The following is a 19801-nucleotide window of genomic DNA, read 5'->3' on the forward strand; positions in this document are numbered from 1 at the left end:
CGAGATCCACGAGACCTGCGGTGTCCACCGCCGTGCTCTTCACCCTGACCGCACTGCTCGCCCTGCTTCTACCGTCCGTGCTGCCCACGACGGCCGCCCACGCCGCCGGAACGGAGTGCGCGCCGCTCGCCCTCGCCCCGTTCGGCGACCCGGGCGGCGCGGTCGGCAGGGCGAAGGTCGCACCCGACGCGTCCACCTGTTACACCTTCACCACCACCGAGGCGGGCCTCCACCTGGTCTCGTTCGACGACTCCAGCAACGACGCACACGCCGAGGTCTACAGCGGCGACACCCCGGTCGACTGCTTCGACAGCGAGTACCGCGTCGACGGCTGGTGCGACCTCGCCGCGGCGAGCACCTACACGCTGAAGGTCAGCAACAGCGGCTGGAAGGACGCCGACACCGCGGTCACCGTCGTACCGCTCGGCGGCGACCGCGGCTGCGCACCGCGGGCCGGCACCGCATGGGACCTGCCGACACCGACGCGTACGTCCACCAGCCCCGTCGAGATCGGCTGCCAGCCCTTCGACGCCGAGCCCGGCGACCGCATCCGGCTCACCCGCGGCACCAAGGCGTACGGCGAGGCCATCGCCTGGATCACCGACGCCACCGGCGCCCGGATCTGCCCCCGCTTCCCCGAGGACGACGAGGACAGCTGCGTCCTGCCCGGCAAGGGCCCCTACCGCGCCCTGTCCCGCGTCACGAGGGCGGAGAGGGGCTTCCCCGCCGAGTACGCGGTCACGGCGCGCCGCCTGAACGACCCGCAGGGCTGCCCGGCCTCCCCCGTCCGCCCCTACGGCCCGCTGACCGCACAGGACTTGATCACCACACCCTGCTACACGGTCACGGCCGAGAAGGCGGGCAAGTACCGCTTCGACTCCGTCGCCGAGGACGGTGAGGACAGCGACCCAGCTTGGATACGCGTGCACGACCGCTCCGGCAAGACCGTCTGCCGCAACACCGAGTCGCCCTGCACCCTGCCCGCCGCGGGCACCTACACCGCCTACCTCGACGGCTCGTCCCCGTTCCACGACACCCCGCGCGGCCTCGTCGTCCTCGACCGGGCCTCCGACAGCGGCTGCGTGAAGAGCGAAATGGGCCCGCACAAGGGCGTGTTCCGCGACGCCGGGCAGTACGACTGCCTGAACCTCCCCGCGCCGAAGGACTCCCGGATCGCCGCGCTCACCGCGCTCGACACCCCGGGGGTGGACCCGGCCGTCGAGGTCCTCGACCGCGAAGGCACCGCCCAGTGCTCCGGGGAAGAGCTCTCCGCGGGCGACTGCGCGCTCACCGGCACCGCGCCCTACCGCGCCCTCGTGCACGCCGACGGAACCCCCCGCACCGGCCCGTACACGGTCGCCGTCCACCGCACCGACGCGGCGAACGACTGCCCCGTCCTGCCCGCGGGCAGCTTCTCCGACGACGGCGCCAAGGCCACCCTCACCACCGGCGACGGAGTCTTCTCGCACTGCCTGACCATCCCGGCCGACGCCCACACCGCGGCCGAACTCCTGCAGCTGACGGCCACCTCAGGCGACGTCCCCGCCAAGTTCTCGGTGCTGGACTCCACCGGCAAGCGCGTCTGCGACCGCTACGCCACCACCGACGGCTGGACGGTCTGCTCGCTGACGCCAGGCAAGGCCCACACGGTCCTGGTCACCGGCAGCGACAAGCCGGCCGGCTACACCCTGACGCGCCGCGACGTGACGTCGACGGCGTCGTCCGCGGGCTGCGCGAGGACGACGGCCGCGAAGGTCGGCGGCCCCTCCGTGAAGGGCTCGTACGGCGCCCCGGGAAGCATCCGCTGCCACCAGGTCACCACGGCGGCCGACGCCGACGTCCTGCACGTCGACGTGCGCGACGCCCTCGGCACCGCCAACGTCGCCGTCATGGGCGGCGACGGCACCCCCGAGTGCTCCTTCCGCAACCGCGCCTGCGCGGCCACCGGCAGCACCACCCACCAGGCCCTCGTCCAGGTACCGGCCCGCCTCAAGGCGGCACCCGAGTACCGCCTCGACGCCCTACGCGTCGCCACCGCCGACGGCCCCGCCGCCGAGTGCGCCAAGGTCCCCTCCGTCGCCTACGGCTACGGACCGGTCACCGGCACCCTCGACGAGTCCCGCACCGCGGTGTGCGCGGTCCTGCCCACCGTCGACGGCGACCGCTTCGACGCCGAGATCACCGACACGACCGGCGCCGGGACGACGGCGGTCCCCTCGCTCTACGACAACAAGTGGACCAACGGCTGCACCCTGACCAGCCCGAACGGCTACGTCTGCGGGGTGAACGAGTCGGCGTCGGCACCGTCCAGGCCCTCCCTCCTGGTCCTCGGCCTCCCTGAGAAGGCCGGCAAGACCGCCTACCGCGCCACGCTCAAGTGCTCGTTCGCCCGCTGCGGCGGCGAGAAGGTCACCGTCACCGGCGTGACGCCCACCACGGCGCCCAGCGGCACCAAGCCCACGCTCACGGTGACGGGCACTGCCCTCCACCCCGACTTCACGGTCCGGCTCACCCAGGCGGGCAAGACCCTCACGGCCAAGACGCAGTCGGTGTCGGCCGACAACCGCAAGCTGAAGGCGACGCTCGACCTGACCGGCATCCCCGCCGGCGACTGGAACCTCAGCGTCTACGCGAACGGGCAGTACCAGCGCGGCACCTTCACCGTCACCGAGCCGGAGCTGACGAACACCACCGCGCCCAGAATCACGGGCACCGCCACCGTCGGCTCCAAGGTCACCGCCGCCCCCGGCACCTGGACGCCCACCCCGTCCTCGTACACCTACCAGTGGAAGGCCGACGGCGAGCCCATCGAGGGCGCCACGGCCCCGACGTACAAGGTCCCGGCGAAGTACCTGGACAAGAAGCTGACCGTCACGGTCACCGCCCACGCGGGCTCGCGGAACGCGTCGGCGAGCTCCGCGCCCGTGCCGGTCGCCAAGGGCACCGCGCCCAAGGCCACGGCGAAACCCACGATCAGCGGCACCGCGAAGGTCGGCAAGACCCTCAAGGCCGCAAAGGGCACCTGGTCGCCCGTCCCGTCCTCGTACTCCTACCAGTGGTACGCGAACGGCACGAAGATCACCGGCGCCACCACGTCGTCCCTGCCCCTGAAGACCGCCCAGCGCGGCAAGAAGATCACGGTCAAGGTGACGGCCCACCGCACGGGCCACCGCGACGGCACCTCCACGAGCAAGGCGACGTCACCCGTCACCCGCTAGCCCCACCCGCCCCGAAACCCCCGAAGGCCCAGGCCACCGAAGAGGTGGCCTGGGCCTTCGCCTACGGAGCCCCCTGTCGGATTCGAACCGACGACCTACGCATTACAAGTGCGTTGCTCTGGCCATCTGAGCTAAGGAGGCACGCACACCGGACGTGCGCCGGACGTGCCCGAGCAGTGTAACCAACACCGCCCGCGCGCCCGTCGAAAATTTCCTCGAAGGTCACAGCACCGCGACTACTGACAGACGGCTGCCCCCCGGGATACGGTCACGAGCAGTTCACTCAGGTGGACTACACCACTCCCTCTACTCGGATCGTCCGGCACGTTCCTGCCGGTGAAGGGGGCCCTCACCATGGCCACTGTTACGTTCGACAAGGCGACCCGCATCTACCCGGGTGGCGACAAGCCCGCCGTCGACGGCCTCGACATCGAGATCGAGGACGGCGAATTCCTCGTACTCGTCGGCCCGTCCGGCTGCGGCAAGTCCACCTCGCTCCGCATGCTCGCGGGGCTTGAGGACGTGAACGCCGGCGCCATCCGCATCGGTGACCGCGACGTCACGCACCTGCCGCCGAAGGACCGGGACATCGCCATGGTGTTCCAGAACTACGCGCTGTACCCGCACATGACCGTCGCCGACAACATGGGCTTCGCCCTGAAGATCGCCGGCGTGAACAAGGCGGAGATCCGGCAGAAGGTCGAGGACGCCGCCAAGATCCTGGACCTCACCGAGTACCTCGGCCGCAAGCCGAAGGCGCTCTCCGGCGGTCAGCGTCAGCGTGTCGCCATGGGTCGCGCCATCGTGCGTGAGCCGCAGGTGTTCCTCATGGACGAGCCGCTGTCGAACCTCGACGCCAAGCTGCGCGTGTCGACGCGTACGCAGATCGCGTCGCTCCAGCGCCGCCTCGGCATCACCACCGTGTACGTGACCCACGACCAGGTCGAGGCCATGACCATGGGCGACCGCGTGGCCGTCCTGAAGGACGGTCTGCTCCAGCAGGTCGACTCGCCGCGCAACATGTACGACCGCCCGGCCAACCTCTTCGTCGCCGGCTTCATCGGCTCCCCCGCCATGAACCTCGTCGAGGTCCCGATCACCGACGGCGGCGTGAAGTTCGGCAACTCGGTCGTGCCCGTGAACCGTGAGGCGCTCAGCGCCGCCGCCGACCGCGGCGACCGCACCGTCACCGTCGGCGTCCGTCCCGAGCACTTCGACATCGTCGAGCAGGACGGCGAAGCCGTGAAGTCCCTCTCCAAGGAGACCGCGGACGCCCCGGCGGGCCTCGCCGTCTCCGTGAACGTCGTGGAGGAGCTCGGCGCCGACGGCTACGTCTACGGCTCCGCCGAGGTCGGCGGCGAGCACAAGGACCTCGTGGTCCGTGTGAACGGCCGCCGGGTCCCGGAGAAGGGCGCCCAGCTGCACGTCGTGCCGCGTCCGGGTGAGACCCACGTGTTCTCGACGTCGACGGGCGAGCGCCTCAGCGACTGACGCTCCGCCCCGCCCCGCCTTGCCTTGCCGAAGGGCCCCGCACCGTGCGTGCGGGGCCCTTCGTGTACGTCCAACCGGAGTTCCGGAGAAACCCCGGAAAGCCTCTCGTTGTCGACAAATACCCCGGCAGAACGGTCATTTCACTTGCGCGCGTCAACACCGCGTGAGAGAAACCCACTTCGCCGTCGCTCGACCGGGTGACTAAATGTCGCCAAATCATCACCTAGCGCTACGCTCCTCGCGTGACGCACTCCGCCAACTACACCCAGAAGCCGCGCCGAGCCCACCGGGGCCCCGCCCGCCGCATCGGCCGCACGCTCGCTCTCGTCCTGCCCGTGATGCTGGTGCTTTCCGGGACCCTCGCGGTCACCAGCGTCAACTGGTCGGGGAACTCCTCGGACTCGATGCTCACCGCATCCGCCGACAACCTCTCCAAGCCCGCCAAGTCCCGCGCCCCGCAGGACATCCTGCGCGACCGGCTCCTCCTGGAACTCCAGGAGAAGAACCCCGGCGTCGCGCTCACCCATCTCCAGCAGGAGGTGAACCGCCACCCCTCGCTCGCCCGGCACTGCGCGGCGATCGCCCGCGCGCTCGGCCGTGCCGCCGTGCGCGTGTACGGCCCGACCCGCGCCCAGTCGTACGCGAGGCCCGTCTGCGACACCTCCTTCGCGACCGGCGTGGCCGCCGCCCATCTGCACAACCGCTGAGCCGGCCCGCACCACCGCGCCGCGTAGGGTTTCAGCATGACCACGCTGAAGCCCACGCAGGCTGTCGTCCTGGCCGGAGGCCAGGGCTCCAGGCTCCGCCCCTACACCGACGACCGGCCCAAGCCGATGGTCGAGATCCCCGGCACGGGGACCCCGATCATCGGCCATCAGCTTGCCTGGCTGGCCGAGGAGGGCGTGACGGACGCCGTCGTCTCCTGCGGGCACCTCGCGGAGGTCCTCCAGGAGTGGCTGGACTCCGCCGACCTCCCGCTGAACGTGAGCACGGTCGTCGAGAAGGAGCCGCTGGGCCGGGGCGGCGGCCTCAAGTACGCCGCCCGGCACCTGCCGCACGCGGACCAGCCCTGGTACGCGACGAACGGCGACATCTGGACCCGCTTCTCGCTGCGCGACATGGCGGCCTTCCACGCCGAGCGCGACGCCACAGCGACCCTCGCCCTGGCCCGCCCCCGCATCCCGTGGGGCGCCGTCGAGACGGACGCGTTCGGCCACATCACGGACTTCATCGAGGCCCCGCCGTCCCCGTACCTCATCAACGCGGGCGTGTACGTCTTCTCGGCCTCGTTCACCGCGCTCCTGCCTGACCTCGGCGACCACGAGCGCACCACGTTCCCGCGCCTGGCCCGCGAGAAGCGCCTGGCGGGCTACCCGCTGCCGCAGGGCGCCTACTGGCGCGCGATCGACACCGCGAAGGACCTCACCGAGGCCGCCAAGGAACTGGCCGCGCAGGGCCGTTGACCCCGCTGCCCCGCTGACCGTACGTATGCCGACGGGCCCCGCACAGTGTGTGTGCGGGGCCCGTCGGCGTAGCGCGGGGAAAGGGGAGCGCCGCCGCGCTCAGCGGCCGAGTACGCCGCCCAGCAGACCGCCGGGCCTCTCCTCCGCGCCGCCGCTCGTGCCGCCGGACGTACCGGTACCGCCCGGACTGCCACCGGTACCACCGCTGGACGACGGGCCCGCGGTCGTCGCCGACGGCCGCTGCGGCGCGGACTGCTGCGGCGGAGCCTGTCCCGCCGTGCTGCTGCCCTGCGGCTGGCTGGGCTGCCCCGCGCCCGTGGAGCCGGTCGTGCCCGTCTCCCGGGTGGCCGCGCCCGGCGCCGTGGCGCCCTGCGTGGGCGTCGCGGAGCTGCCCCGCACCGGGGGGGTCCCCGTCGAGGCGGACGGGGACTGCGACTGGCGCTCTTTGCGCTTCTTCGCGGGGTCCTGCGGCAGCGGCGAGCCCGGCAGTTCGTTGCGCGGCGGCTCGCCGGGGCCCGGCACGGTGACCCGGTCCGCGTCGCGCACGGCGCCGCCCAGCATCGACCCGATGAGCAGCGTGACACCGACCACCACGGCACCGATCAGGCCGCCGCGCCGCAGCACGCGCCGCCGCAGGTCCCAGATGTCGACGCGCGGGCCGAGCGTGCGCCAGGCCTCGCCCGCGAGCCGCCCGTCGATGGAGTAGACGGGGGCGCCCGCGATGATCAGCGGCGACCAGGCGGCGAGGTAGATGATGTCGGGCGCGTCGTAGGCGGGAACGGTCTTCCAGCTGACGGTGACGATGAGCGCCGCCGAGAGCAGCACGCCGATCGAGGCGGCGACCCGCTGCCAGAGCCCGAGCACGGTCAGGACGCCGACGACGACCTGGAGGAAGGCGATGCAGAGCCCGGCGCCCACCGGGTGCTGGAGGGCGAAGTCGCGCAGCGGCTCGGCGAGCGCCCAGGGGTGCAGGGAGTTGAGCCACTTGACCATGGAGCCGCGTTCGCCGCCGTCGAAGTAGACGGGGTCGCAGAGCTTGCCCATGCCGGCGTAGATGGAGATGAAGCCGAGGAAGACGCGCAGCGGGAGCAGGACGACGCCGAGGTTCATCCGGCGGCCGGGGTAGTACGCGTGCCGGACGGGGTCGGAGCCGCGTCTGCGGACCCGCTCCTGGCCCTCGCCACCGTCGTCGTACGCGTCGTCGTCATACGCGTCGGCCATGCCGTCCGCGTCGTCTGCGTATCGGCCCTGCTCGTCGAGCCGCTCGTCGTAGTCGCTGCCGGACGGCCGCGTGCGCGGCAGCATCCGGGTCCCGGACTCGGGGGTGCGCGGCCCGATGACGGCGGGCGTCTCGACGGTCTCGGGCCCTTCGTCGAGGTCGACGCGCGGGATGACCTGCGTGGCGCCGCCCTCGTCGTAGGGCCCTGCCTCTTCGGCCGAACGGAGCATGCCGCTGCCGCGGACGGCCTGCAGCAGTCTGATCGCGCCGGTGTCGTCAGGGTCGGACTTCCCGCTCCAGACGACGGGCGCGCGGCGCTTGGCCGCCGCGGCGACGGCGGGGATGCGCACCGTCTCGTCGGGAGTGCCCAAGTGCCGTGAGATACGAGGGGATTGAGTGCGCCCAGCGGCGGGAAGCTGCACGCGGAAACTCGCGTGATTGACGATGACCTGCGCCGGGTCGCTCGGCACCTTCACCATGCTCAGCGCGGGAGCATCGTCGAAACCTGACGAGCTTCCCCCTGTGGGAGTGCGGGGTGTTCTGGTGTCCACACTCATCTAACCGAGTGATGTGTGTTTAGGACACTGCCTTGACCACGGGGAAATGTCCGGACCGCGTCAAGAGACCCCCGTCAAGGGATCACACGGTCCGGACATCTGTACGCCCGGGAACTCCTACGCGCGGCGCCGCGAAGCCTCGTACAGCACGACACCGGCGGCGACACCGGCGTTGAGGGACTCCGCCCCACCCGGCATCGGAATCCGCACCCGGAAGTCGCAGGTTTCGCCGACGAGGCGGGAGAGGCCCTTGCCCTCGCTGCCGACCACGATGACGACGGGGCCGTTGAGGGCCTCCAGGTCACCGATCTCGTGCTCGCCGTCCGCCGCGAGGCCGACGATGGCGACGCCCGCCTTCTTGTACGCCTCCAGGGCGCGCGTCAGGTTCGTGCAGCGGGCGACCGGCGTGCGCGCGGCCGTACCGGCCGAGGTCTTCCACGCGCCGGCCGTCATACCGGCGGCCCGGCGCTCGGGCACGACGACGCCGTGGCCGCCGAACGCGGTGACCGAGCGGACGATCGCACCGAGGTTGCGCGGGTCCGTCACGCCGTCGAGCGCGACGATCAGCGGGTCCTCGCCCTCGTCGAACGCGGCGGCGACGAGGTCCTCCGGGTGCGCGTACTCGTACGGCGGGACCTGGAGCACGAGGCCCTGGTGGTTGAGGCCGTTCGTCATGCGGTCCAGCTCGGGGCGCGGCGCCTCCATGAGGTGGATGCCGCCGCGCTCGGCCGCGAGCTGGAGCGCCTCGCGGACCCGCTCGTCGTTGTCGATGAACTGCTGGACGTAGAGCGTGGAGGCGGGCACGCCGTCGCGCAGCGCCTCGAAGACGGGGTTGCGGCCGATGACCATCTCGGACGTGCCCTTGCCGCCGCGCCCCTTGGGCGTGCCGCGGCGGCCGACGGCCTTCTTGGCCTTGGCGGTGGCGATGCGGTTCTTCACATGCCCCTTGCGCGCCTCGGCGGGCGGCGTCGGACCCTTGCCCTCCAGGCCGCGGCGCCGATTGCCGCCGCTGCCGACCTGCGCGCCCTTCTTGCCGGACATGCGGCGGTTGTTAGCGGCCATGACCTACCTGTCTGTTGTGATGCGTGTGCGCGTACGTGCGTACGCGCAGAGGTGTACGTCTATGAAGTGTGCCGCCCGGAAGGCCGGGCGGCACATCGCGGGCGCGGCTTAACGCGGCCCGAGCGTCCAGCGGGGCCCGGTCGGGCTGTCCTCGATGACGAGGCCCGACTGGTTGAGCTGGTCGCGGATGGCGTCGGCGGTGCCCCAGTCCTTGCGGCCGCGGGCGGCCTCCCGCTGGTCGAGGACGAGGCGGACGAGGGTGTCCACGACGCCGTGCAGGTCTTCGCCGCGGTCCTGCTCGCCGCCCGCCCAGTGCGGGTCGAGCGGGTCGAGGCCGAGGACGCCGAGCATGGCCCGCACCTCGGCGAGGCGCTCCACGGCGGCTTCCTTGTCGTCGGCGGCCAGGGCGCTGTTCCCCTGCCGGACCGTGGTGTGCACGATGGCGAGCGCCTGCGGGACGCCCATGTCGTCGTCCATGGCGTCGGCGAACGCGGGCGGCACCTCGGAGGCGGGCTCGACGACGCCGCCGGCCTTCTCCACCACGCGCTGCACGAAGCCCTCGATGCGGGCGAACGCGGACTCGGCCTCGCGCAGGGCCTCCGGGCTGTACTCGATCATGGAGCGGTAGTGCGGGGTGCCGAGGTAGTAGCGCAGCACGATCGGGCGCCACTGCTTGACCATTTCGCTGACGAGCACCGAGTTGCCCAGCGACTTGGACATCTTCTCGCCGCTCATGGTGACCCAGCCGTTGTGCACCCAGTAGCGCGCGAAGGTGTCACCGAAGGCCTTGGCCTGCGCGATCTCGTTCTCGTGGTGCGGGAAGATCAGGTCGATCCCGCCGCCGTGGATGTCGAACTCCGTGCCCAGGTACTTGTGGGCCATCGCCGAGCACTCCAGGTGCCAGCCGGGCCGGCCGCGCCCCCAGGGGGTCTCCCAGCTGGGCTCCCCCTCCTTGGCGGCCTTCCACATGGCGAAGTCACGCGGGTCGCGCTTGCCGGTCTCGCCCTCGCCCGAGGGCTGGCGCAGCTCGTCCAGGTCCTGGTTGGAGAGCTCCAGGTACTCCGGGAAGGACCGCACGTCGAAGTAGACGTTGCCGTCGGCCTCGTAGGCGTGGCCGCGCTCGATGAGGCCGCGCATCATCTCGACCATCTCGGTGATGTGGCCGGTGGCGCGCGGCTCGTAGGTGGGCGGCAGGCAGCCGAGCGCGTCGTACCCGCTGTTGAAGGCGCGCTCGTTCTCGTACCCGATGGACCACCAGGGCCGGCCCTGCTCGCCCGACTTCCGGATGATCTTGTCGTCGATGTCGGTCACATTGCGGATGAACGTCACGTCGTAGCCGCGGTAGGCGAACCAGCGGCGCATGATGTCGAAGTTCAGGCCGGACCTGATGTGCCCGATGTGCGGTGCAGCCTGGACCGTGGCACCACAGAGGTAGATCGAGACGCAGCCGTCGTTGAGAGGGCTGAAGTCACGGATCTGCCGGGCGCTGGTGTCGTACAGGCGAATCGTCACCACTCCAGGGTAGTGGGCGTGGGGCAGTGCCCCACGCCCCCTTGGCCACCATGCACATAACTGTGACGTGCCGGCGCCCCTCAGAGCCGCCCGACGACCTTCCGCGCGGTCACCCGGACGACGACCCTCGGGGAGTCGTTCACCGAGTCCGGGTTGAACTCCGCGTACTTCTTGCCGGTGTACTTCACCGACAACTCGTCGATCAGCTCCTGGCCACCCTCCGTCGTCATCTCCGCGGTGCCGCGGATCTCCGCGTACGTGTACGGCGCGTCGAAGGGCTGGAGCAGCACCGTCACCCGCGGGTCGCGGCGCAGGTTCTTCTCCTTGCGGCGCCCGAGCGTGGTGGAGAACAGCACGTCGTCACCGTCGCGCTTCACCCAGACCGGCGACAGCTGCGGGCTGCCGTCGGGCTGGATGGTGGCGACGACGATGAAGGACGGTGCGTCGAGAAGAGCCTTGAGCTGGTCGGACAGTACGGCGGACATGGCTTCACTCCTTCGTGGACAGCCGGCTGCGAGAGCCTTGCCTTGTAGGAGCCACGCTTACCCGAAATCCGCGGAAGGCTCTCAGGGCGTCGTCCGTACGACCAACGCGGTGGCCACCGCGGCGAGGCCGTCGCCCCGGCCGGGGAAGCCGAGGCCGTCGGTGGTGGCGCCGGAGACCGAGACGGGGGCGCCGGCCGCTTCGGAGAGCACCTTCTGCGCCTCGTCCCTGCGCTTGCCGATCTTCGGGCGGGGGCCGATGACCTGGACGGCGACGTTGCCGATGGTGAAGCCGGCCTCCCGGACGATGCGGGCGGCCTCCGCGAGGAGGGTCAGGCCGGAGGCGCCGGACCACTCGGGGCGTCCGGTGCCGAAGTGCGCGCCGAGGTCGCCGAGACCGGCCGCGGAGAACAGCGCGTTGCAGGCGGCGTGGGCGACGACGTCGGCGTCGGAGTGCCCGGCGAGCCCGGGCCCCTCGTCGTCCCACTTCAGGCCCGCGCACCACAGCTCGCGGCCCTCTTCGAAGGCGTGGATGTCGGTGCCGATGCCGACGAGAGGGAGCACCGGCGCGGGCGTCTCAGAAGCCATCGTTGGCCCTCCTGCGGGCGAGGACGGCTTCGGCGAGCACCAGGTCGAGGGGGCGCGTCACCTTGAACGCCTCCTCGTGGCCGGGCACCACGACGACGGGCAGGCCGAGCTGCTCGACCATGCTGGCGTCGTCCGTGACGTTGTCGGTGACGGTCTCGTGCGCGCGCACGAGCGTGGCGCGGTCGAAGCCCTGCGGCGTCTGCACGGCGCGCAGCCTGGCGCGCTCGGGCGTCGCCACGACGGGCTCGGGCTGTCCGGGTGTCGCCGCGGGCTCGACCTGCTTGACGGTGTCGGCCAGGGGCAGCGCGGGGACGACGGCGGGCGCCCCCTCGCGTACGGCCCGGATGACGCCGTCGACCGTGTCGACGGGCACCAGCGGGCGGGCCGCGTCGTGCACGAGCACGATGTCGAAGCCGGCCGGCAGCGCGTCGAGGCCGGCCCGCACGGACTCCTGGCGGCTCTCGCCGCCGGGCACGACGAGAAAGTCGGTCCGCTCGGGCAGCGCGTGGTCGTCGAGGAGCGTCTTGACCTCGGGCGCGCCGTCCGGTGGTGCCACCACGACGACGAGGGAGACGGCACGGGATTCCGCCATGGCACGCACGGCGTGGATGAGCATCGGTGTGCCGTTCAGCGCGCGAAGCGCTTTGGGGGCGCCAGGGCCGAGGCGCACGCCCCGCCCAGCCGCGGGAATGACCACCGCGGTACGGGATTCGCTAGACATCGGTTCCGTTCAGGTTTGTGTGCTCGGCCGACGTGGGTATGGCCTCACCGTGCCGGGGTGGCATCTTGACCGGACCCTTCCGTGACATCTGGTCGAGCCAGCTGCCGAGTCCAGCACGCCAACACGGCTCCCCGGGGGCCGCTCTCACATGTGCCAGGGTGCGAGGAATATGCGGGTACGAACATGCCGCAGCGCCCGGCGACTCCAGTAAGGGTCAGCGGGCACCGCGGCATTGCTGCGCCTGGTCGACGCGGGACCGCCGAGGTTCTCAAGCACCTCGGACCGTCCGCGTCAGGACGCGAGGACCTCGTCCAGCAGGGCCTCGGCCTTGTCCTCGTTCGTGTTCTCCGCGAGGGCGAGCTCGCTCACCAGGATCTGGCGGGCCTTGGCGAGCATGCGCTTCTCACCGGCCGACAGTCCACGCTCGCGCTCCCGACGCCACAGGTCACGCACGACTTCCGCGACCTTGATGACATCGCCCGAGGCGAGCTTCTCGAGATTTGCCTTGTAGCGGCGCGACCAGTTCGTGGGCTCTTCGGCGTACGGCGCGCGCAGTACTTCGAAGACCCGGTCGAGGCCGTCCTGCCCGACCACATCACGCACGCCGACGAACTCCGCATTGTCCGCTGGCACACGCACCGTCAGGTCGCCCTGGGCGACCTTCAGCACCAAGTAGGTCTTGTCCACGCCTTTGATCTGGCGAGTTTCGATGGCCTCGATCAGCGCGGCCCCGTGATGGGGATAGACCACGGTGTCGCCAACCTTGAACGTCATGTGACAGGTACCCCTTCCGTGGCTATCCATCCTAACACGAGAATCGCCTCTTCTGAATGGCGTTTTCGCAGGTCAGGGCATATCTCGGGGCTTGACAACAGCAACAGGAACGTGCTGCGGAGGGGCATCGGAACGGGGTATTCGCAGGTCGGAGCGGCTCTTCGGGGAGCCGGAAACGTGCCCGTTACGCGCCCCCCGAGGGCGCCCGAAGCGGCCGAACGTCCCGGTTTGCGCGGTTCCAAGCGGTGAACTTCCGATACTCCGTTCGGACGCCGGAGAGATGTGCTCGGCACGGTCCGGGGCGTTTCCGAATTGATCAAGCCGATGCGTGATCGGCGGGCGATCCGCCACGTGATCCGCCGTGTGATCAATTCTGCGGACCTCTCGCATTCCTTACCGGAAATCCACGGTGCGTGACACCGGAGTCTCTTGGTGACGCTTTTACGAAAGTGGCCTGCGGGAGCATTGAGACAGCTGGGGCGGAGGACGGCCGGGCGGGCCGGTGACTCCTGAAGCCGGGTCGGTTGCGTCGCCGAGTGGGCTGTCGTGTGAGCTAAGGGGCGGGTCGGGTGCGGTGGTGCGGGAACGGCTCGGTAACCTAAGCGCGCTGACACACCCTTAGGACGGCTTTACGGCCGCCCGCCCCGTCCTGTACCGCCCACGTTCAAGGAGTTGCCGCCGCCGTGAGCCGCAGCCTTCGACGCGGCGCCCTCGCCGCCACCGCCATCGCGTTCTCGCTCGCCTCGCTCTCCGCGTGCGCGGCGGGCAACAACGCACAGACGATGGAGGTCAAGCCGGACAACGCCGCGACCTCCGTCGGCGACATCAAGATCCAGAACGCCATGGTCATCACGCAGCCCGACCAGAAGTCCACGGGTCCGGCCGCGATCGCCGCGACGATCTTCAACGCCGGTGACAAGCCCCAGACCCTGAACTCCATCACGGTCGAGGGCGCGGACAAGAAGGCCAAGCTGACGCGCGGCAAGGACGACAAGGACTCCAAGCCGAACGGTCCGCTGACCATCCCGGCCGGCGGCTCCATCGTCATCGGCGGCAAGGACAACGCCTCGGCGGTCCTGGCCGGCGGCGGCGACGCCATCAAGGACGGCAACGCGCAGCCGGTCACCTTCTCCTTCAGCAGCACCGGCGACGTGAAGATGGAAGCGTTCGTCGTGCCCGCCGAGAGCTACTTCAGCAAGTGGGGCCCGAGCGCCCTGCCGCAGGCTCCCGGTGGCAAGCCGTCGAAGCCCGCGAAGTCCGGCGAGCCCGGCCAGTCCGGCAAGCCCAGGGAGTCCGCTTCGGGGGCCGCCACGGACCCGTCGGGCAGCCCCTCCGGCGCGGCGGGCGACGCGAGCACCGAGCCGTCGGGGTCCGCCTCGCACAGCGCGGACGCGGGCACGGGGACCGGCACCGAGCACTGAGCGACGTACGCGGAGCAAGAAGGGCGGGACCCCACCGGGGCCCCGCCCTTCTCCGTACTCACCGTGCCGTCTTCACCGTGCCGTTTACGGCTCGAACTTGTATCCGAGCCCCCGTACCGTCACCAGGTACCGGGGCGCCCCCGGGTCCGGCTCGATCTTGGCGCGCAGGCGCTTCACGTGGACGTCCAAGGTCTTGGTGTCGCCCACGTAGTCGGCGCCCCAGACCCGGTCGATGAGCTGCATGCGGGTGAGGACGCGGCCCGCGTTGCGCAGCAGCATCTCCAGGAGGTCGAACTCCTTCAGGGGCAGGTCGACCTTGGAGCCGGAGACGGTGACCACGTGGCGGTCGACGTCCATCCGTACCGGGCCGGCCTCCAGGGCCTGCGGGGCGACCTCCTCGGGCTCGCCGCGGCGGCGGAGCACCGCGCGGATGCGGGCGACCAGTTCGCGCGAGGAGAAGGGCTTGGTGACGTAGTCATCGGCTCCTATCTCAAGGCCGACAACCTTGTCGATCTCGCTGTCCTTGGCGGTGACCATGATCACCGGGACGTTGGAGCGGCTGCGCAGCTGGCGGCAGACCTCGGTGCCGGGCAGGCCGGGCAGCATCAGGTCGAGCAGGACGAGGTCGGCGCCGTTGCGCTCGAATTCGTCGAGTCCGTCCGGGCCGGTCGCCGCGATGGCGACTTCGAAGCCCTCCTTACGGAGCATGTAGGACAGGGCGTCGCTGAAGGATTCCTCGTCCTCGACGACGAGCACTCGGGTCACGGAAGGACCTCCGGGGCAGGGATGGGTTCGTACGTGGTGGTCGCGGCGGCCGCGGCGGTCGCGGTGCTGTCGCCGGACGACGCGGTCTCGCCGTCGAGTCCGCCGCCGTGACCGGTTCCGCGGTCGCGTTGTGCGGCCGCCTCGGGCAGCCGCAGGGTGAAGGTGGAGCCCTGACCCTCGGAGCTCCACACGGTGACCTCCCCGCCGTGCGAGGCGGCCACGTGTTTGACGATGGCCAGGCCGAGGCCGGTGCCGCCGGTTGCCCGGGAGCGGGCCGGGTCGACGCGGTAGAAGCGCTCGAAGATGCGTTCCTTGTCCTTGTCGGAGATGCCGATGCCCTGGTCGGTGACCGCGACCTCGATGAGGTCCCCGCCGGGTGCGGTGACCCGGCGGGCGGCTATGCCCACGCGGGTGCGGGCCGGACTGTAGTTCACGGCGTTCTCGACGAGGTTGCCGAGGGCCGCGGCGAGCTGTCCGCGGTTGCCCCAGATCTGGAGTTCGGCGGTGCCTCCGGCGGCCATGGTGATCTGCTTGTGGGAGGCCTGGTGACGGCTGCGGTCGATCGCCTCGGCCACCAGTTCGTCGACGCGGACGGGTTCGGCGTCCTCCAGGGGGTCGTCGTTCTGTACGCGGGAGAGATCGATGAGCTCCTGGACGAGGTTGGTCAGCCGGGTCGCCTCGATCTGCATGCGGCCGGCGAAGCGCTCGACGGCCTCCGGGTCGTCGGAGGCGTCCATGACTGCTTCGGAGAGCAGCGAGAGAGCCCCCACCGGCGTCTTCAGCTCGTGACTGACGTTCGCCACGAAGTCCCGCCGTACGGCCTCGATGCGGCGGGCCTCGGTGAGGTCCTCCACGAGGAGCAGGACGAGGCGGGAGCCGAGCGGGGCCACGCGCGCGGAGACGGCCAGGGCCTCGCCGCGGCCGGTGCCGCGCCGCGGCAGGTCCAGCTCGACCTGGCGTATCTCCCCGTCGCGGCGGGTGTCGCGGGCCATCTGCAGCATGGGCTCGACGGCGAGCTTCCCGCCGCGCACGAGTCCGAGCGCATACGCCGCAGAGCTGGCCTTGACCACACTGTCGGCCTCGTCGAGGACGACCGCGGAGGAGCGGAGCACGGAGAGCACCGTGTCTACGCCCGGTGGCAGTACGGGATCGGTGTGCAGGGAGGTCCGGGTGGGGCGTTTCTGGTCGCGCTCGCTCCATCGGAACGCCAGCATGGCGATGACACCGGTGCACACCCCGGCGATCGCTGCCGCTGCGGCGACCGCCGCGTTCACGTCCATGCGTCCAGGTTATGCGCCGAGTAAGCGCCGGTCACAGCCGTACGGGTGTCGGCTCGAACAGTCGTCGCTCAGAGTTCACCGTGGGGACCGCACCGGTTCACTTCCTCCGGGCGGGCCGGGGCGGCGCCGGTCGGGGATGCCGTCCGTCGTCGCCCACAGTTCACCTTGATGATGGTGGTGGTTCATTCGGCGGGCCGGAAACGGACGCGTCGGGCCCGCACCGTGGGAGCGTAGGGGCCAGCCCCCTGGCACGTACTAGAGAGGGACAGCCACATGCGGGACGCGTACCACGAGGAACTTGACTCGATCGGCGACAGCCTCGTCGAGATGGCCCGCCTCGTCGGGTCCGCGATCGGGCGCGCCACGACGGCCATGCTCGACGCCGACCTGAAGATGGCCGAAAGCGTGATCGCGGCCGACCAGAAGGTCGACGATCTGCAGCACGACCTGGAGGCGCGCGCGATAGCCCTGCTGGCGCGGCAGCAGCCGGTCGCCACGGACCTGCGCATCGTGGTCACCTCGCTGCGCATGAGCGCCGACCTGGAGCGCTCGGGCGACCTCGCCCAGCACGTCGCGAAGCTCGCGAGGCTCCGCTTCCCCGACTCGGCGGTGCCGCGGGACCTGCACGCCACGATCCTGGAGATGGGCCAGCTCGCGCAGCGCCTGATGGCGAAGGCGGCGGAGGTCATCATCACCAAGGACGTCGACCTGGCGCTCCAGCTGGAGCAGGACGACGACGAGATGGACCAGCTGCACCGCACGCTCTTCCAGCATCTGATGGACGACCGCTGGAAGCACGGCATCGAGACGGCCGTCGACGTGACGCTGCTCGGCCGCTACTACGAGCGCTTCGCGGACCACGCGGTGTCGGTGGCGAAGCGGGTCGTGTACCTGGTCACGGGCGAACACGCGGACGAAATACAGGCGACGGGGCCGGCGCAGGTGGAGGGAGCGTAGACCTCCCGGCCACCTGGCCTTCGCCGTCTTCCGCGGCTGGCTGTGCCCCGCGCGATCGCTTCGCGCGGGGCACAGCCATGTGCTTGCCCGCGGTCCTGGCTCGCGGTCGTCAGCCGCAACCGCCACCGCACTGGCAGCTGCCGCCCGACTGACAGCCACAGCTGCAGCCGGGACCGCAGCCGCAGGACTTCAGCAGACAGACGGACTGCTCGGGAACGGATTCGCGCGTAGGGGACTCGGCCATGGTCTCCTCCTCGAAGGCGTACCGGCGTACTGCCTGCTGTCATTGCATGCCCACGAGACCGGGGCGCGTCAACGGCGCACGCGCGCGTGGAGGCTGCCCTCTTTCCTGGAACCCGCGTGCCGCGCGCCTGCCGCGCGCGAACATCTGGCCATGCCCAAGAAGAAGAAGCGGAGCAGAAAGAACCCGCCGAGCCGAAGCGTGCGCCCGGCCCGTGAGAAGGCGATCCTGCTCTGCCACGACATGGCCGTGTACGAGAACTTCGAGCGCTGTGCCCGGCGCCTCTTCGAGGTTCTCAGAAGCGCGCAGCGCCAGCGGCCCGGCAAGCCCCGTCGTCTGCTTCTCACTGTGCAGGGGCACCGGAACGACGCCGGTGGTTACGACCGCGACGCCATCGAGATCATCCGGAACTTCACCCTGGAGTACCTGCTTCCGTACCTGACCGAGGTGACCACGCCCTTCCACACCATCGGGAACAACCACAAGCAGCGGAACGACGTGCCGGACGAGCTGCGCATCTCCTACCCCGAGGACGCGGAGGGCTTCTGGTACGACGTGGACCTGCTTCCGTTGCGCCCGCGCGGGACGACGGAGAACGACCGCAGGACGCCGCCGCGCCTCGCGGCGATAGCCGACTACCTGGGGATGGACCCGGCGTGCCTCATCTGCTGGGGCACACCGGTGGAGCGCGCCCACGCCGTGCCGCAGTCGCTCGGCGGGTCGATGGACGTCCGTAACTTCGCGCTGCTCTGCCCGGACCACCACCGGCAGGCGCCGGACATCGCCGACTCGGAGGCCTTCTGGGCCTGGGTGGACTACGCGGAGATCCGGGACTCGGGCAGCAAGTGGACGGGGGCGGCTCCGGAGGTACAGGAGTGGGTGCGCGCGCACGGCGGCAGAACGGAACCGAAGGACCGGGGCGAGCTGGAGTTCCTGGCCGCCGTACGGTTCGAACTCCAGCACCTGTACGGCTGGGCCGATCCCGACTTCGCCGGGATGTCCTGGGACCTTTTGCAGGAGTACCACCGGGTCCTGGAGGCGGCCACGGGGAGGCACTTCGGCGTGGAGAAGAAGGTCTCCACGCACGCGTGGGCGTACCACATCGCACGGAGACGCCTGGCGAAACGCCGAGGCGAAACGACACCGCTCCCGTCGGACCACCCATGGACGGGAACGTGGCCGGTCCCATGAGTCCCCCTTGAGCCTCCCTCGGGCTCCGAGCCGATTCGGCCTTGGATGAGTGCTTTGCTGCCAACTCCAAGTGACCGGACAGCCACAGCGCGGGAGTTCGGGTTACACAGGAACGTCCGGGTCTTTGGCTCCTGACCGGAGGAGTGGCCAAGTGGTGCTGTCGATCGACCTCGCGGTTCTGCTGGCTGTCGTCATCGTCGTGCTCCTCCGGAGACGAGTGGCGCCCCGCACCAAGACGGACACGTTCCTGACCATGTCCGTGGTCCTCGTCTTCGGCATCCTGGTGGCCCCGACGGACTTCGGCCAGGGCATCCAGAACGTGGTCACGGACCTGGCCCAGGGAATCTCGGACACGAGCACGTCCGGACCGTGAGGCGCCCGGTACGGAGCTCGGAAGGGTGCGAGTAGGTTGACCGCATGTCTTCCGTACTCGTTATCGGTTACGACCCGCAGGCCATACCCGGCGTCGACGCGGAGGGTCTCCGTGCGGCGCTGGACAAGGAGCTGGCCCGGTTCGGGGAGCACGGCATCGAAGCGGCCATGGCACTGGTCGTGTTCGGCGAGTCGGCCGAGCCCACCCTAGTCGCGTCGCTGACCGAGCGCGCGTGGGACGTGGTGGTGGTCGGGGCCGGAATCCGCAAGACGGAGCAGCTGCTTCCCCTCTTCGAGCAGATCGTGAACCTGATCCACCGCCACGCACCACAGGCCGCCATCGCGTTCAACTCCACCGGCGGGGACAGCGTCGAGGCGGCGGCGCGTCGGCTCTGACTGGCCATCATCGGCCGTGTCGGCCGGTGCTGAGTGGCTTCGACGGCTCAGGCCACCCCGTCGGAGTCGGTGACAGCCGAAGGACAGACAC

18 protein-coding genes and 1 tRNA gene are annotated in these 19801 nt (G+C 70.6%); 9 read left to right on the forward strand and 10 right to left on the reverse strand.

Features of this window, described 5'->3' with window-relative positions:
* Positions 1-20: 20 nt before the first annotated feature.
* Entirely contained in the window at positions 21-3218 is a 3198-nt protein-coding gene (locus AB0H82_RS18150) for a Tat pathway signal protein (protein ID WP_362993798.1), read from the forward strand.
* Positions 3219-3285: 67 nt separating this feature from the next.
* Here the strand turns inward: AB0H82_RS18150 and AB0H82_RS18155 are convergent.
* Positions 3286-3359: transfer RNA gene (locus tag AB0H82_RS18155), tRNA-Thr, on the reverse strand.
* Between the two features lie 213 nt (positions 3360-3572).
* Between AB0H82_RS18155 and ugpC the strand changes: the two genes are divergently transcribed.
* From ugpC to AB0H82_RS18170, 3 genes are all read left to right on the forward strand, one after another.
* Positions 3573-4709, forward strand: a complete 1137-nt coding sequence (ugpC, locus tag AB0H82_RS18160; RefSeq protein WP_362993800.1) for a sn-glycerol-3-phosphate ABC transporter ATP-binding protein UgpC — start codon at positions 3573-3575, stop codon at positions 4707-4709.
* A gap of 242 nt (positions 4710-4951) precedes the next feature.
* The gene (locus AB0H82_RS18165; protein WP_362993802.1) at positions 4952-5416 is read left to right on the forward strand and encodes a hypothetical protein; all 465 of its coding nucleotides are present in this window, start codon (positions 4952-4954) and stop codon (positions 5414-5416) included.
* A 36-nt stretch (positions 5417-5452) separates the two neighbouring features.
* The gene (locus AB0H82_RS18170) at positions 5453-6172 is read left to right on the forward strand and encodes a nucleotidyltransferase family protein (protein WP_362993803.1); all 720 of its coding nucleotides are present in this window, start codon (positions 5453-5455) and stop codon (positions 6170-6172) included.
* A gap of 99 nt (positions 6173-6271) precedes the next feature.
* Here AB0H82_RS18170 and AB0H82_RS18175 read toward each other — a convergent pair whose 3' ends face one another.
* From AB0H82_RS18175 to AB0H82_RS18205, 7 genes are all read right to left on the reverse strand, one after another.
* Positions 6272-7948, reverse strand: coding sequence for a DoxX family membrane protein (locus AB0H82_RS18175; protein WP_362993805.1), 1677 nt, complete (start codon positions 7946-7948; stop codon positions 6272-6274).
* Positions 7949-8065: 117 nt separating this feature from the next.
* Entirely contained in the window at positions 8066-9010 is a 945-nt protein-coding gene (gene rlmB / locus AB0H82_RS18180; protein ID WP_362993807.1) for a 23S rRNA (guanosine(2251)-2'-O)-methyltransferase RlmB, read from the reverse strand.
* 108 nt (positions 9011-9118) lie between these two features.
* Positions 9119-10522, reverse strand: coding sequence for a cysteine--tRNA ligase (cysS, locus tag AB0H82_RS18185; protein ID WP_362993809.1), 1404 nt, complete (start codon positions 10520-10522; stop codon positions 9119-9121).
* Positions 10523-10602: 80 nt separating this feature from the next.
* Positions 10603-11007, reverse strand: a complete 405-nt coding sequence (locus AB0H82_RS18190) for a PPOX class F420-dependent oxidoreductase (RefSeq protein WP_362993811.1) — start codon at positions 11005-11007, stop codon at positions 10603-10605.
* An 81-nt stretch (positions 11008-11088) separates the two neighbouring features.
* On the reverse strand, positions 11089-11592 hold the full coding sequence (gene ispF, locus AB0H82_RS18195; RefSeq protein WP_362993813.1) for a 2-C-methyl-D-erythritol 2,4-cyclodiphosphate synthase: 504 nt from the start codon (positions 11590-11592) through the stop codon (positions 11089-11091).
* Positions 11582-12313: a 2-C-methyl-D-erythritol 4-phosphate cytidylyltransferase gene (gene ispD, locus AB0H82_RS18200; RefSeq protein WP_362993815.1), complete on the reverse strand. Its 732-nt coding sequence runs from the start codon at positions 12311-12313 to the stop codon at positions 11582-11584. Before ispD ends, ispF begins: the two co-directional genes overlap by 11 nt.
* Before the next feature lie 291 nt (positions 12314-12604).
* Positions 12605-13087, reverse strand: a complete 483-nt coding sequence (locus AB0H82_RS18205; RefSeq protein WP_003953493.1) for a CarD family transcriptional regulator — start codon at positions 13085-13087, stop codon at positions 12605-12607.
* A gap of 683 nt (positions 13088-13770) precedes the next feature.
* Here AB0H82_RS18205 and AB0H82_RS18210 point away from each other — a divergent pair.
* Complete coding sequence (locus AB0H82_RS18210) at positions 13771-14508, forward strand: copper chaperone PCu(A)C (protein WP_362993817.1); 738 nt, start codon at positions 13771-13773, stop codon at positions 14506-14508.
* Between the two features lie 84 nt (positions 14509-14592).
* Here the strand turns inward: AB0H82_RS18210 and AB0H82_RS18215 are convergent, their stop codons facing one another.
* Together AB0H82_RS18215 and AB0H82_RS18220 are read right to left on the reverse strand one after the other, a co-directional pair.
* Complete coding sequence (locus AB0H82_RS18215) at positions 14593-15273, reverse strand: response regulator transcription factor (protein ID WP_030362171.1); 681 nt, start codon at positions 15271-15273, stop codon at positions 14593-14595.
* Entirely contained in the window at positions 15270-16553 is a 1284-nt protein-coding gene (locus tag AB0H82_RS18220) for an ATP-binding protein (RefSeq protein WP_362993819.1), read from the reverse strand. Before AB0H82_RS18220 ends, AB0H82_RS18215 begins: the two co-directional genes overlap by 4 nt.
* Before the next feature lie 273 nt (positions 16554-16826).
* Here AB0H82_RS18220 and phoU point away from each other — a divergent pair, with 273 nt between their 5' ends.
* From phoU to AB0H82_RS18240, 4 genes are all read left to right on the forward strand, one after another.
* A complete protein-coding gene (gene phoU / locus AB0H82_RS18225) occupies positions 16827-17510 on the forward strand; it encodes a phosphate signaling complex protein PhoU (RefSeq protein WP_362993821.1) in 684 nt (227 codons plus the stop codon).
* A 394-nt stretch (positions 17511-17904) separates the two neighbouring features.
* Positions 17905-18942 carry an HNH endonuclease signature motif containing protein gene (locus AB0H82_RS18230; RefSeq protein WP_362993823.1) on the forward strand — a complete coding sequence of 346 codons (1038 nt, stop codon included), beginning with the start codon at positions 17905-17907 and terminating at the stop codon, positions 18940-18942.
* A gap of 151 nt (positions 18943-19093) precedes the next feature.
* Entirely contained in the window at positions 19094-19315 is a 222-nt protein-coding gene (locus AB0H82_RS18235; protein ID WP_362993825.1) for a hypothetical protein, read from the forward strand.
* A 44-nt stretch (positions 19316-19359) separates the two neighbouring features.
* Positions 19360-19710, forward strand: coding sequence for a hypothetical protein (locus tag AB0H82_RS18240; protein WP_362993827.1), 351 nt, complete (start codon positions 19360-19362; stop codon positions 19708-19710).
* The last annotated feature ends 91 nt before the right edge of the window (positions 19711-19801 follow it).

The organism is Streptomyces sp. NPDC050732 (assembly GCF_040654255.1).
GTDB lineage: Bacteria > Actinomycetota > Actinomycetes > Streptomycetales > Streptomycetaceae > Streptomyces.